Source organism: Azospirillum sp. TSO22-1 (assembly GCF_003116015.1).
Lineage (GTDB): Bacteria > Pseudomonadota > Alphaproteobacteria > Azospirillales > Azospirillaceae > Azospirillum.
In genome coordinates, this window is record NZ_LGQZ01000136.1 from 1 (window position 1) to 13,575 (window position 13,575).

Below are 13,575 nucleotides of genomic sequence, written 5' to 3' on the forward strand. Positions count from 1 at the left end.
CCTTGGAGCACATCGCCAGGGAGCTCGGCATTCAGCCCTCGATGCTGCGCACCTGGCGTCGGCGCGTTGCCAGGCCAGAGGGGCCGCCGCAGCTCCCCAACAAGCAGGCGGCGGCCCCTCTGGTCACCGGCGATCAGACGGCGGAAATCGCGCGTCTGAAGCGCGAACTGGAACGCGTTCGCATGGAGCGGGACATTCTAAAAAAACAATCTCCATCTTCTCGGAGCCCCTGAAATGAGGTTCCGCTTCATTGAGGATTGCCGGGACGAGTATCCGGTTCGTGTGCTGTGTGACGCGCTCGATGTGTCGCCGTCCGGCTATTATGCTTGGCGGGGTCGGCCGGAAAGCCCGCGCAAGACAGAGAACCGACGCCTGCTCGCCGACATCATGGCGATCCAGCGCCAACGGCCCGGACTGGGGCTGCTGCACTCGGACCGTGGGTGCCAATACGCCTCGGCGGAGTACCGCAGAGCCGTGAAAAACCATGGCTTCGTTCAATCCATGAGCCGCAAGGGGAACTGCTGGGGTAACGCCCCCATGGAGAGCTTCTTCGGCAGCTTGAAGGCCGAACTTGTCCATGGGCAGCGGTATCCGACACGCGAGGCCGCCAAGCGGGACCTGTTCGCCTACATCGAAGGCTACTACAATCGCCAACGGCTCCACTCGGCTCTCGGCTACATCACCCCAGAACAGGCCGAACTGCGAACCGCGTAACCCGGTGTCCATTCTCCCGAGGGAAGCTCACGCTCAGGTGTAAACTATTTTGTGCATGAGCAAACTTTATTGTCAGCCGACGGCGGCTGTTGATCGACAAGAATGTTTGCGCCTACGCATCAACAAACACATTGATATGCCGTTAGTGCTCGATGGGCTTTATAGGTAAAGTTTGCACTTGATGTCCGAAGTAGGCGTCCGGCCGAGGTTGCCGTTGTACAAAAAAGTTTGCACTTAGCCGTCCTGCGCAATTCTCGCATAGGCTCAGGGAGCCGCCTTCTGTCCGTTGTCGATACAATTGTAGATTGGCGTGGGCTTTTGGCGCCAATCAACGCCCTCAAATTGTTGATATTGCTCGGCTCAGTCAGGTCGGCTGTGAGTGCCTTTCTACAGTGGATCACCTTGCCGGCCGGAAACGCGCGTTCGACAGCGTTGAAGAACTTGTCTATGCCGCTTCGAGCGGTCGCCAGCCCAGCATCGTAGACTCTTCCGGGAGAACCCGTATCGGTGGTACTGTCCGCGTCCGTCATCCAGCGGCTTGCAAACGACCCATGACTGACATCGTTGCGGACTTCATCCGTTCTTACCGCCGCCAATACGATTTCTATCGGACAGCGGCTCAACTGTGCGCCCAACGGTGCGAGCAGTTGCTGGAGAACAACGGTGTCCGCGCAATGGTCACCTTTCGCGCCAAGCGGCCCGACCGGCTGGAGGACAAGCTTCGCAAACGAAACGAAAAGAAAAAATACGCTTTGGTCGACGACATCTACGAGGACATCGTCGATCTGGCCGGTGTACGCGCCGCGCTGTACTTCCCGGCGGACCGGCCGGTAGTCGACCGGCTGTTCCGTGAGGAGTTTAGCCTGATCGGTGACCCGAAAAAGTTCCCCGACGGCAGTCCGCCGCGCCATCCCTACGAGAAGCGATTTTCCGGCTATTGGGCCACCCATTACCGGGTCACCTTGCGCGACGACGGCGCGCCGGCGCAGGTTCGCTATGCCGACGCACGGATCGAGATCCAGGTCGCATCGGTGCTGATGCACGCTTGGTCGGAGGTGGAACATGATCTGGTTTACAAGCCGCTGTCCGGCGACCTGTCGGAGGATGAACTGGCGGTTTTGGACGAGTTGAACGGATTGGTGCTGGCCGGGGAGATCGCACTGGAACGCCTCCAGCGGGCGATGGAGGCCCGTGTCGCCAGGAGCGGCGCCAAATTCTCCAACCACTACGAACTGGCCGCCTTCCTGATCGAGGCGGTGAAGAAGAGCGGCGCCGACGGCGAACCGATCCTGGGCCGCGTAGACGTTCTGCACCGCTTCCTGCAGCGCATCGGCATGGACACGCCGGAAAAGGTCTCCCCGAAGCTGGCCGGCCTGTCGCCGCACCGCGAGGGCAAGACCATTTCTGAGCAGATCGTCGATGGCATCGTCGACAGCGACGATGAAGCACTGCGGATCTATCGTGAGGAATATGCCGGAGCGCTGGCCCGGACCTTGCAAGGCGGCGGCACTGCAACGACATCAGCGGTCGGAGATCAGGACTTTATTTCGTTCATGACTTCTTGGACGGACCTGATGCGCATCCTTCAGGAAGCGGCTCCTGGGTTCAATCCGAAGATCGCCCCCAATCTGTCACAGGCTCAAACCCTCGGGTCCTATCTCTTGGAAAAAGGTATACTAAACAGCATCCAGATGATGAGGCTGACGCAGTTGGATAAGTTGCGACGGTCGTATATTCATGGTTCCCCACTTGGTGTTGACAGCACGGCGGCGCGGCAGGACGTTGAGCAGCTCATCGAAGAGTTGAGGTCGTCTGAGCAAGCAGACATCCGTGCAGCAGTGGAGCGTGCCGATGCGCACAAGGCAAAATTGTTGGCAGCGCGCAGTCGAATAAAGCAGCCCGCTTCGTCGCATTCTCAACCATTGGACCGCAAGCGAGCGCTGTCCTAACACTACACTGGCAGTCGCGCGGAGTTGAAGCGCATGTAGGTCTGTTATCCGTCCTCCCGGTCGCAAGCGGCCCTCTTCCCAGAACACGATCTCGGAAAAAGTACGATGAATGTCCATCCCAATGATACACCCACAAGGAGTTCATCAGGTTCCTCGCCGGCGTCCAACGCGCCGTCCCGGCGGGCAAGGTGATCCACGCCATCATCGACAGCGACGCCATCCACACGCACTTGGCTTGGCTGGCCGATCTTCCCCGCTGGGTGTTCCATTTCACGTCCAAGTCCGCCTCCTGGATCAACGCCGTCGAGGGCTCCTTCTCGATCATCTCCCGCCGAAGCATCCGACGCGGCGTCTTCAAGTCCGTGGCCGATCTCCAGGACGCCATCGCACGCTACATCCGCGCGCGCAACAAGGCGCCCAAGCCTTTCGTCTGTACCAAGCCCGTCGACATCATCTTCGCCAAACTCGATCGGTTGCCTGCGCCTTCTGAATGAGTCAGTGCACTAGTGAGGGCTCGACTACCCACAATTTCGCAGACATAATGGTCTGATGGCGATATACGTCAACGTGTGACCCAGGCTAGTCACAGACGGGACAGATAGCGGAATGGGATAAAGGGGGGCGGGGGAGACATGGCGGGTGTGCAGCAGAATTTGCCGATCTACGCAGTGGAACTCGACCGCAACAACCCTCGCATCCGACGGCACCTTGAGAGCTATGAAGGCGAGCTGAACGACAGCCACATCGGCCTAGCGCTGGATGTCGCCGGCGAAAGCAATGAAGGTAAGGGCGCCGTCACGCCGGATAAGCTGCGCAACTCTATCCTCGCTAATCGCGGCATCATGCAGCCCATCATCGTGAATCGGGGTGCCGACGGGCGATTGGTTTGTATTGAGGGCAATACCCGCCTCTACATTTACCGGCAGTTCCACGCGGACGGTGTGGAGGGCGACTGGTCTACCATTCCGGCCATTGTGCATGACGGTCTGAAAAGCGAAGGGGAGGACGCCATCCGGCTGCAGGCGCACTTGGTTGGCCCGCGCCCGTGGGACGCGTACTCCAAAGCGAAATATCAGTGGGAGCTGCACTACAAGCACATGATGCCGCTCGACCGGCTGGTCGAACTGTGCGGCGGTGATCGACGCGACGTTCAGCAGTCAATCAACGCTTATGCGGACATGGAAAATCACTTCCGTCCGCTGCACGAGCCGGGCGAATACTACGACACGCAACGTTTCAGTGGCTTTGTTGAGCTTCAGAACAATAAAGTTAAGACTGCCATTCTGAAGGCAGGTTTTAACCTCGACAATTTTGCGCGTTGGATTAAGGATAAGAAAATCGTCGGGCTGGCCTCCATTCGACAGCTTCCCAAGGTTCTAGGCGACAAGACTGCGCGAACCGTATTCCTGAAGAAGGGCATCAAGGCTGCGCTGGACGCACTTGAGCAGCCCGCACTTAATGCGGATCTGCGCAACGCATCTCTAAACCAGTTGGCACGCGCGTTAACTGAGAAGGTGGAGGGCATTCCCTTAATCGAACTGCAGCGGCTACGTGCCGAGCCAGATGATGATGCGGTTCGGTACCTCGCCGACGCCATGGAGGCCCTACAGGGTCTGATGGCCGAGATTGATCTTTCCAACTGATGTCCGGGGAGTCAGCCGCTCATATCCGGCTGGTGGAGCGGTTGGTCGCCGTCGTGAAGGCGCGCCATCAGCCGCCGAGGGGGCTCTTGCTGTTGGCCGACCATCCGGCCTTCGGCGCTAACCGGCCGCCCAGCATAGGTGGATTCTTGCCGGACGTGTTTGCCAGCGACCTGCCGGCCACCTTCGAGGTGGTGGGCGAGGCAAAGACGTTTCCCGACCTCGAGAGTGAGCGTTCGGCCCGCCAAATCCGTGCCTTTCTAGACCATCTGGCGGTGCGTCCTGCCTCAACCTTCTACTTAGCCGTTCCGCCCTTTACCGGCGCGCGCGCGCGGGCCATTCTGAACCGGCTTTGCGAGCCCGCCCATGCTCACGTGCGCTTGGAAATCATCGATGGCTTCGCTTGAATCGGGCACCCGAATTCGCCGCGCGGCGAATCTTGACCTCGCCGCACGACATGCGGGCTTCACCTACCAGCTACAGGCGGTGGAGGCTGTAAAAGGGCTGCCCTATGCGGCGCTCTTCCACGAACAGGGGCTCGGCAAGACTAAGATCGGCATCGATTTGGCGTTGGAATGGCTGCGGAGCCAAGAGGTGGACACAGTGCTGTTCGTCACCAAGCGAAGCCTTGTGCAGAACTGGGTAGAGGAGATAGCCGCCCACTCGCATCTGAAGGCGCGAGTGCTGGACCAAAATCACTCTTCCAACTTCTACGCTTTGAACTCACCCACGCCTGTGTTCCTGGCCCACTACGAAGTACTCCGAAGCGAGGAGCGACGGCTTGCCCTCTTCCTAAAAACCCGCCGCGTAGCGGTGATTCTGGACGAAGCGCATAAGATCAAGAACCCGCAGGCCGAGTTGACGCAGGCTCTCCACCGCTTGGCGCCAGGCTTCGCACGGCGGGTGATCATGACTGGCACGCCCGTAGCCAACCGGCCTTACGACCTTTGGTCTCAAATCTTTTTCCTGGACGGAGGTAAAGCCTTAGGGCGCGACTTCCCAAGCTTTAAGGCGAAGCTCGACCTCACCAACGATCTCTGGGAGGACCAGGCGCTGCGTGAAAGCTTCGAAATGGAGTTGGAGAGCGTTTTCGCCCGCATTGCACCTTTTACAGTGCGGGAAACCAAAGCGACGGCCGGACTGCAACTACCAGACAAGCGGGTCTCGAATGTCTCCATGCCGCTCGCGCCGCGCCAGAGGGAGCTTTATGACTCCATCCGTAACGAACTCCGCGCCACAGTGGTGTTTGGCGACAAGGTGGTGGAGGATGACGCCGAAGAGGTGCTGAAGCGGCTGCTGCGTTTGGTGCAGTTGGCCTCCAATCCGCGCTTGGTCGACGAGTCCTATTTTGAAGCGCCTGGGAAATTGGCACCCCTGCACCGCCTGGTCAGCGAAGCGGTGGGCGCCGGGTCGAAAATCATTGTCTGGACCTCCTTCGTCGCCAATGCCGATTGGCTGGCTCACGAATTTGCGGAGTACGGCGCGGTGAAGGTGCACGGCGCGCTGGAGATGGACGCACGCAACGCAGCCCTTGCAGCGTTCAAGACCGACCAGCGTGCAAAAGTGCTTGTCGCAACGCCTGGCGCAGCCAAGGAGGGCCTGACGCTCACCGTGGCCAACCATGCGGTATTCTTCGACCGATCCTTCAGCCTGGACGATTACCTGCAGGCTCAAGACCGGATACACCGCATTTCCCAGACGCAAACCTGCTTTATCTGGAACCTGATCGGTACAGACACGGTGGACGAGTGGGTGGATTCGCTTCTCGCGGCGAAACGCTTAGCCGCACAACTAGCGCAAGCGGATGTAAGTAGGGAAGAGTACGGGCGATTGGCCGATTACGACTTCGGCCGGGCTATTCGCGAAATCCTTGGAGCGGACGAGTAAATGAGCATGTCGGCGGCGGCCGCATCAGCGGCTTCGGAGGGAGCAATGGGTACGCTTCTAATCCGAGGGCAAACGGTGGCAACTGTCACCCGGGAAGTGCCCTATCAGCAGCTTCAATTCTATGTCGAAAACCCTAGGATTTACTCTTTCGTGTGCGGTGTCAGCAGTACGCCGACTCAGGCAGACATCCTCGAACGTCTCTTAGGGCTGGAGCATGTGCGCGAGCTGGTGCATGACATTCGGGCCAACGGCGGCCTAATCGACCCTCTGATTGTCCGGGACGGCGAATTTGTCGTCTTGGAAGGCAACAGCCGACTGGCTGCCTACCACCATCTCGCCTCGGAGGACCCGCTCCGGTTCAGTCAGGTGAAGTGTACCCTTCTGCCGGCGGATATCGATGACAAACTGATATTTGCCCTGCTCGCTCAGTATCACGTCAAGGGAAAGAAAGACTGGGCGCCTTACGAGAAGGCGGGGTTCGTCTATCGCCGGTTCAAGTCGCAACAGGTGGATCTGCCGGTGGTCGCCGCAGAAATGGGTCTCACCAAGGAGGAGGCCCGCCACCTTGTTTCTGTGTACGAGTTCATGATCAAGCACGATGACGCGAACCGTGATCGGTGGAGCTACTATGATGAATTTCTGAAATCGCGCAAGATCAGGAAAGTGCGGGAAGACGTTGCTGACTTCGACGCTTTCATTGTCAGTCAAATTAAATCCGGCGCTATCGACAAGGCTATGGAGCTTCGGGACAAGCTGCCGACTATATGCACCAGTAACCCTAAGATCCTGAAGCGCTACATGGTCGGGACTTACGATTTTGCTGAGGCGCACGAGGTGGCGGTGACGGCCGGTGGCGAGAACCATGCCCTCAACAAACTGCGGCGGTTTCGAAAATGGCTGGTTGAGACCACCACCGAGGACGATCTTCTCGATGCCCCTAAGTCTGTCCGTGATAGCATACAGTTCGAACTGAAGGAGATCGAAAAAAAGGCGAGAAAATTGAAGGACTTACTGGATTCGAAGAAGGCTGCAATCGGCTGAGCGCGCGGACGAAAGCCGTAGCACCATTTTCCGATCGACTTTCGCCCCCAAATCCGCTAATTGCAGTGCAAGGCTGCAAAATGTGCAGCAAGCGACTGCAACTTTGGGGGCGAGGGTGGGGCTATCGGTTTTGAGGGGGTGGGTCGGTCTGTCGGCGAACCGACGTGTCCTGATAGGCTTTGCACCCGCACGCCTTCTCCACGCGTTGAGCTTTGCCGACGTGCTTGACGAGCGGACTGGTCGAGGTTACCAGCGTCGCTTCAACGCCCAGCACAGCCTCGATTTCCGTCGCTATATCGCTCGTCCGGGCGCCGCAACCATCCCGCTTACCTTCAATCTTCGGACGTCTAACGATGGTGACTGGCGGCTGGAAGATGTCGGTGACGGGGGCGCGCGTCTAACCATTGAGCCGGGGCGGCGGCCGCTTGCCCAGGTCGATTGCCAGCACCGGTTGGGCTTCCTTGGTGACTCGGACGTGTCTCTTCCCTTCATGTGCTTCCTCGAGCTCAGCGAACGCGAAGAAATGGAGATCTTTGGCATCATCAACGGCAAAGCCCGGGGGCTGTCTCGAAGCATTTTGGACTTTCACGACGCCCAACTATGTGAGGATCTGGCCACTGAGCGACCGGAACTGCTGATTGCGCTGCATTTAAAAAATGAGCCCTCCTCGCCCTGGCGTGACCGGTTGGACTTGGGCGGCGATGCTACATCCGGTTTGGAGCGACGCGCATCGCTTCGCACCATGCAGAAGGCGGCCAAGCTGTTCCTGAGGCGCCTGCGTCCCGGTCAGCTCGCCTCTGCCGAAGAGGCGGCGCACGCGGCGTACGCATTCTGGGTCGCGGTGGCTACCGTGGTTCCCCACGTTTTCGTCCAGTGCCGCAAGCATCTGGTGACCAAGGGGGTCGGCGTCTACGCACTGATGGAGTTGGCTGCGGAGATCGTTAACGAGCAGCCGCCGGGGCGACGCCCGGGCGTTGCCGCATTTACTGAGGCCTTGGTGGACTTCATGCCTGCGTTCGACTGGTCCAACAACGGACCTCTGAAGGGGCTCGGGGGGGAGGGCGGCGTTGCCGCTGCAGTTCGGATCATTGGAGACGCCCGCCGTCGTGCGCGTCTAAAGGTGGCAAATGGCTGACAAGAACATTTTGCTGATCGAGCCGGACTACAAAAACAAGTATCCGCCTCTTGGCCTGATGAAGATCGCTCAATATCACGGCCCGCGAGGCAAGCAGGATCGTGTTCGATTTATTAAAGGAGTGGACCGGTCGGTGTTGTTGCAGGCGTGGGATCGCATCTATGTTGCCACCCTGTTTTCTTTCGAGTTCCCGAAGATCGCCCAGACTATCGATTTTGCTCTGCAGGTTGCCCACGGTCAGGCGGACAAGGTGTTTGTGGGCGGCATTGCAGCTTCCCTGATGCACGAGCGCTTCGTGGAGGAGCGTCGCTGGCAAGGTGTGCGCTTCATTAAAGGGTTGTTGTCGGATCCGCCGGCGATCGCGTTGCAGCTTGATGAATTCGCTGAGGAACTATACTCCGACGATTTTCATGGCAAGCCAATCGAGGACTTGATACCTGATTACAGCATCCTTGAACAAGTCCCCTATCGCTACCCTGTTCGGGATGCTTATTTTGCCTATACCTCCCGGGGTTGCATTCGGAAGTGCCACTTCTGTGGCGTTCCGAAGCTGGAGGGCATGCAACGCGACACCGACTCGCTCACGGGGGTCGTGGAGGCTATCGACAGACTTTATGGGCCCAAGAAGGATTTGATCCTGATGGACAATAACGTCGTTGCTAGCCCACGCTTCAAAGAGATTATGGCGGAGATTCGCGACCTCGGCTTTACACCGGGCGCCAAGCTGATCCGTCCGGAAGCGCGGGTGCCAGTGCAACGCCGCGTTGACTTTAATCAGGGTGTGGACGCGCGGATCCTGTCAAAGGATCCCATGTATTTGCGTGAACTTGCAACCATCTGTCTAAAGCCGCTTCGGATTGCATTCGATCACCTGGGCGTCCGCAAACCATACGAGCAGGCGGTACGCTACGCGCACGAGTTTGGCTTGGCCGAACTCTCCAACTACATGCTCTACAACTTTCATGACGGACCGAAGGACCTTTTCGAGCGCATGCGCCTAAACGTGACGCTGAACGAGGAGCTAGGAGTGCGCATCTGGTCCTTTCCCATGCGCTATCAGCCGACCAACCGGCCCGACCGCGGTCACGTCGGCGAGCGGTGGAGCCGGTACCAGCTACGCTCCATGCAAATCATCTTGCAAGCTACCCACGGCGTGGTCAGCGGAGAGCCCGAGTTTTTTAAACGTGCGTTCGGTGATACGCCAGACGAGTACGAACAAATCTTGGCCCTTCCCCATGATTTCATCTTCAACAGGGACTGGTATGAGAACCGCGAGGGTCGGCCAGAATTCGATGACTTTCAAGTTGATTTTGCGCGCCTGACAGGAGATGAGCGGGAGGAATTGCTGAAGCTTCTCTCGTCCTGCGACCCGAGCGATTTCGGAGGGCTGCGCGACCAAACCAACAGCGCCGCTATCCGTCGGGTGCTGCCTTACTACAGGTCACGCCCCAAGGAAGAGTTGTTCGCTATCTGGGCTAAGCAAAAGGCCCGGAGCTCTGCACCGGTGGATCCCGGCCCCGCCGACGACGAACGGGTCGAGGATGCTGGGTTGGATTATGATGAGGACGGTGTTGCCGCTCCGTCTCTCAAGTCTTTGGAGGCCGCGTGAGCGCCGCGATGGCGGCTCGCGCCGCACGGGTCGCAGCTTCGGCTGGCACGTCCTTGGCCGCTAGGGATGTGCGGCTCGGCAAGGATGTTCTGGAGCTTCTATCTACGGCAATGTACGTGGATCCGCTCGTCGTTTACCGCGAGTACGTCCAGAACGCTGCTGACTCGATCGATGCCGCGCGCCGTGCCGGAAGGCTGGCGCCGGACGGAGGTCGAGTCGAGGTCGCCGTCAATGCACAGAGCCGGTCGGTGCGCATCCGCGACGACGGCTTAGCGCCTGATTCAGCAGATTTCGTGTCGCGCATGGTTGCGCTCGGAGGCAGCGAAAAGCGCGGCACGCCAGCCCGGGGCTTCCGGGGCGTTGGCCGGCTGGCCGGCCTTGGTCATGCCCAGGAATTGATATTCCGGTCGCGCGCTGAGGGCGAGGCCGAAGTTTCAGAGGTGCGTTGGGATGGCCGAGCCTTGAAATCCGCACTGGCCGACCCTGATTTTCAGGGCGATGTCGCCGAACTGGTGTCCCAGGTCGTAACCGTTGTTCGACGTGCCGCCTGCTCGGATGATCCACCACGTTTTTTTGAGGTGGAACTATTGCGAGTTCCGCGGGGGCGGAGCGACAAGCTCCTGAGCGCCGAAGAGGTGGTCGACTACCTGTCGCAGGTCGCGCCCGTCCCCTTCAACCCGGACTTCAACTTCGGCCATCAGATTACGGAGCAACTCCGTGCGTATCCGGGATTTAGCGAGGTTGCCGTGACCATTAACGATGGCGCGCCCCTCACTCGGCCCCACCGCAACACCGTTGACTTCGGCGGGCGAGTTAGTCAATTCGAGCCGCCGGTGTTCGTCGAGGTTCCTAGCCAGGATGGTAGCCGGATTGCAGCCGTGGCTTGGTTCCTTCACCACGGCTATGAGGGTGCGCTCTCCGTTTCTACTCTGGTTAAGGGGCTGCGCCTGCGGGGGGGCAACATGCAGATTGGGGATGGGGCCATCCTCGAAAGCTTGTTCTCGGAAGCCCGATTCAACAGTTGGTCGGTCGGTGAGGTGCACGTGCTTGATCCGCGCTTGTCGCCCAATGGCCGCCGCGACCAGTTCGAGTATAACGTCCACTACGGCAACTTGCTGACACATCTATTGCCGGTGACGCGAGACATCACCCAGCGCTGTCGAACCTATTCGTCCCGCCGTTCCAAGCTGCGCGAGTTCGAGCTCGTCAGCGTCGGAGTTCGCGAGCGGTTGGACGTGTTGGAGCAGGGCGGCTTGGACGAGGCCGCCCGCAGCCAAGCCGCTGCCGCGGCTGAAGCCGGCGTGCGCAAGCTGGAGCTGCTCGCCGCCTCTCCCCTGCTCGCGGAAGCGAAGTTTGCTCTAGATGAACAGATCGCCGCTTTGAGGGGCGAGATCGAAGGCGTCTCTCGCGCTATAGCCGCAGGCGACCCGCTCGTTCACCTGCCTAAGCCCGAGCAGGAGTTTTTCCGCCGCATGATCTCAATGATCTATGCACACTCCAATAACCGGAGTGCGGCCAAGGCTCTCGTCGAACGCATCCTTCAACGGGAGCTGACCCAGGGCGCGAACGCGTCTTAGGGGCTGCTTTCAGAATGTGAGGGCAAATCGTGCACCGGTGCACGATTTGCTGCCTAATGGCATCACGTCGCTCTGATGATACGAGCTACTCGTCTGGCCAAGGCTTGGGATCGCTGGAGCCAGTCTTTCGCAGTCCCGCGGAGCGGATGCTCGCAATCTTTTCACTAGATGCCTTCAAATCAGCCTCAAGCTTCTCGCGCGCACCAGAAGCATCGATCAACTTCTTCTGCAATCTGACAATGTCATAGTCCCGCCAGATCACGTAGCCCATTCGAGCGATGCTCAAAGCGATCAAGGCCCCGATGCCTGCGGACACCCCGCGAGTGGTCCAAATATCCCAATATTTCACCTCATCTTTAACCACCGTCAGCGCAACGAGGCTGGCGAGCAGGGTCGCCTCAATGCCGATGATGATGACGTATTCCTGGGTCAAAGAGACAATGCTGGAGGTGAGCCGCGCGCGTTCAACTGGCTCGAGGCTTTTCCAGTCCAATGTGGGCATGCCCCGGTTGAGGCGCACCAGGATCGCGGCCACCATGATGGACAGCGCGACGATCATCGGCTGGAACGCTTCGAAAAGGCGCAGAAGGGGCACGCCCCAGCCGAACAGCGCGGCTAAAGCTAAAACCCCTCCTATGGTCGCCTTCTGTGCCATCAGGCCTCTATCTTTCCATCCTGAACAAAACGAGAATATACCACCTGTAACTGGTCTGCCACGTGGTCAAATTCAAGGATGTTGCTCCCCGCGTGCGGCTGGTTGAACGGCATCCGGGTCCGAAGGATCGCATCGTCGTCGGAGAGCTTCCCGTCCTTGCCTTCGACCTGGACCTTCTCGTCCGTCAGCTCGGCCAGATCGTTGGCCAACTCCCTCAGCTTCTCGCGGGACTGCGCGGTCCTTCTTCCGCGCACCTTCACCGACGCGTCAGCAGAAAGATATTCATCGGGTCCAAGGCTTTCAATTAGAGCGTCCGTTCTGGCCTTGCCAAAGACCGCCTCAGCAATAGAGACAGCCTTCTCCGAGATGTAGGATTTGTCGATCAGCGTGCGCGAAGTCTTAACCATCTTCTTCTCGCCATCATCTGAAGAGGGCATGATGGTCATTTGAGGTGCAGATTTTCCGCTCACGCGCAGACTGGTGATGTCTCCGATGTCACCAGTTACCTGAGTCTTATCGAACTCAGCTTGCAGCTTAAAAACTGCTCCCTGATGGATGGCTGATGTGCAGGTTTTGAGCAACCACTCAATGTAGTTGTGAATAAATTGTGCTGTCATGGACTGCGTCTTGACGAAAAAGAGGTGGTTTCCGATGGCTATCCAATAGCCAAGGCCCCTAATGAACTTTGAGCCGCTTGGAGCTGAGCGTTCCGCGAGATTGAAGATTTCCGCGGTCGTAATGTTGGAAAGCTGCACTTTGGACGCCTGAAGCTCAAGAAGGGCTTGGAAATCCTGGCTCTGGAAGAGGCACATTTCACCGAACACTGCGCTTGAGAGGTCGGCCACCCGGTTTAGAATGACCTGACGTCCGCTGGGATCGGCAAGATCAAACAACCGGTCTTGAGCTCGTCCCCATAGGGACACGCCTGAGCTGTCTTCCTGATCAAGCGCTTGCCGACACAAGCCTTCCAGCGTGATGTTTTGCGAACCGGCGCTGTTCGCATCGAAACGCCGGTAGTGAACCATGTGATAAGCTGTCGGCATCTTCCTTCCCTCAAGCCAGTCCTTCGGCCACGCACTTTCAGCCGTCAGAGATAGCTACCATCTGCGGACAGCGAATGGCAAAGAACACAACCGTTAGGGGGAGCTTGGATGGCGCTCGGCCTAAAAAGGGCGAGGCCGCGAGCTACAAAAAGCCGTGAAGGGTGTCCTCTGATGTGCCGTCTGGTAAAGGCGGAAGGGGAAATCCGTGATCGATGTGGTCGCCCGCCGTACGACTCGGAACTGGTGTAAAGGCCGGATGAAGTTTCCCCAAAACGGGCGGGCGAAAAATCCCCAGATGGTTGGCGGAGTCAAGGATCGGCGGCTG

Annotated in this window: 10 protein-coding genes and 2 pseudogenes; 10 read left to right on the plus strand and 2 right to left on the minus strand. The window is 58.8% G+C overall.

All coding sequences use genetic code 11. From position 1 onward, the window contains the following. The 10 genes and pseudogenes from TSO221_RS29210 to TSO221_RS29255 all read left to right on the plus strand — a co-directional run. Window positions 1-714: pseudogene (locus TSO221_RS29210) on the plus strand (IS3 family transposase); the annotation flags it as partial. Window positions 715-1,265: 551 nt separating this feature from the next. Continuing rightward, a complete protein-coding gene (locus TSO221_RS29215) occupies window positions 1,266-2,663 on the plus strand; it encodes a RelA/SpoT domain-containing protein (RefSeq protein ID WP_109122031.1) in 1,398 nt (465 codons plus the stop codon). A 119-nt stretch (window positions 2,664-2,782) separates the two neighbouring features. Then, window positions 2,783-3,157, plus strand: a pseudogene (locus tag TSO221_RS29220) (IS630 family transposase); the annotation flags it as partial. Between the two features lie 138 nt (window positions 3,158-3,295). After that, the gene (locus TSO221_RS29225; RefSeq protein WP_109122032.1) at window positions 3,296-4,306 is read left to right on the plus strand and encodes a hypothetical protein; all 1,011 of its coding nucleotides are present in this window, start codon (window positions 3,296-3,298) and stop codon (window positions 4,304-4,306) included. A gap of 86 nt (window positions 4,307-4,392) precedes the next feature. Then, entirely contained in the window at window positions 4,393-4,710 is a 318-nt protein-coding gene (locus TSO221_RS29230; protein WP_146208938.1) for a hypothetical protein, read from the plus strand. Further along, window positions 4,697-6,190 (plus strand): DEAD/DEAH box helicase, encoded by a 1,494-nt coding sequence (locus tag TSO221_RS29235; protein WP_109122034.1) that lies wholly within the window; start codon window positions 4,697-4,699, stop codon window positions 6,188-6,190. Before TSO221_RS29230 ends, TSO221_RS29235 begins: the two co-directional genes overlap by 14 nt. Then, window positions 6,191-7,231: a ParB N-terminal domain-containing protein gene (locus tag TSO221_RS29240; protein WP_109122035.1), complete on the plus strand. Its 1,041-nt coding sequence runs from the start codon at window positions 6,191-6,193 to the stop codon at window positions 7,229-7,231. 115 nt (window positions 7,232-7,346) lie between these two features. Continuing rightward, complete coding sequence (locus tag TSO221_RS29245; protein WP_109122040.1) at window positions 7,347-8,366, plus strand: DGQHR domain-containing protein; 1,020 nt, start codon at window positions 7,347-7,349, stop codon at window positions 8,364-8,366. Then, the gene (locus TSO221_RS29250) at window positions 8,359-9,975 is read left to right on the plus strand and encodes a radical SAM protein (RefSeq protein WP_109122036.1); all 1,617 of its coding nucleotides are present in this window, start codon (window positions 8,359-8,361) and stop codon (window positions 9,973-9,975) included. The genes TSO221_RS29245 and TSO221_RS29250 overlap by 8 nt, the downstream gene beginning before the upstream one ends. Continuing rightward, window positions 9,972-11,552, plus strand: a complete 1,581-nt coding sequence (locus TSO221_RS29255; protein WP_109122037.1) for an ATP-binding protein — start codon at window positions 9,972-9,974, stop codon at window positions 11,550-11,552. Before TSO221_RS29250 ends, TSO221_RS29255 begins: the two co-directional genes overlap by 4 nt. An 85-nt stretch (window positions 11,553-11,637) precedes the next feature. On the opposite strand, the gene TSO221_RS29260 is transcribed toward TSO221_RS29255, so the two are convergent. Together TSO221_RS29260 and TSO221_RS29265 are read right to left on the minus strand one after the other, a co-directional pair. Beyond that, complete coding sequence (locus TSO221_RS29260) at window positions 11,638-12,207, minus strand: hypothetical protein (RefSeq protein WP_109122038.1); 570 nt, start codon at window positions 12,205-12,207, stop codon at window positions 11,638-11,640. Then, window positions 12,207-13,250 carry a hypothetical protein gene (locus tag TSO221_RS29265; protein ID WP_109122039.1) on the minus strand — a complete coding sequence of 348 codons (1,044 nt, stop codon included), beginning with the start codon at window positions 13,248-13,250 and terminating at the stop codon, window positions 12,207-12,209. Before TSO221_RS29265 ends, TSO221_RS29260 begins: the two co-directional genes overlap by 1 nt. Window positions 13,251-13,575 lie beyond the last annotated feature (325 nt).

What these genes read in the sequence shown, in the direction of transcription:
- TSO221_RS29250 (WP_109122036.1), top strand. Translation starts at nt 8,359, where the DNA reads ATGGCTGACAAGAACATTTTGCTGATCGAGCCGGACTACAAAAACAAG.
- TSO221_RS29265 (WP_109122039.1), bottom strand. Translation starts at nt 13,250, where the DNA reads ATGCCGACAGCTTATCACATGGTTCACTACCGGCGTTTCGATGCGAAC.
- TSO221_RS29225 (WP_109122032.1), top strand. Translation starts at nt 3,296, where the DNA reads ATGGCGGGTGTGCAGCAGAATTTGCCGATCTACGCAGTGGAACTCGAC.
- TSO221_RS29260 (WP_109122038.1), bottom strand. Translation starts at nt 12,207, where the DNA reads ATGGCACAGAAGGCGACCATAGGAGGGGTTTTAGCTTTAGCCGCGCTG.
- TSO221_RS29240 (WP_109122035.1), top strand. Translation starts at nt 6,191, where the DNA reads ATGAGCATGTCGGCGGCGGCCGCATCAGCGGCTTCGGAGGGAGCAATG.
- TSO221_RS29235 (WP_109122034.1), top strand. Translation starts at nt 4,697, where the DNA reads ATGGCTTCGCTTGAATCGGGCACCCGAATTCGCCGCGCGGCGAATCTT.
- TSO221_RS29215 (WP_109122031.1), top strand. Translation starts at nt 1,266, where the DNA reads ATGACTGACATCGTTGCGGACTTCATCCGTTCTTACCGCCGCCAATAC.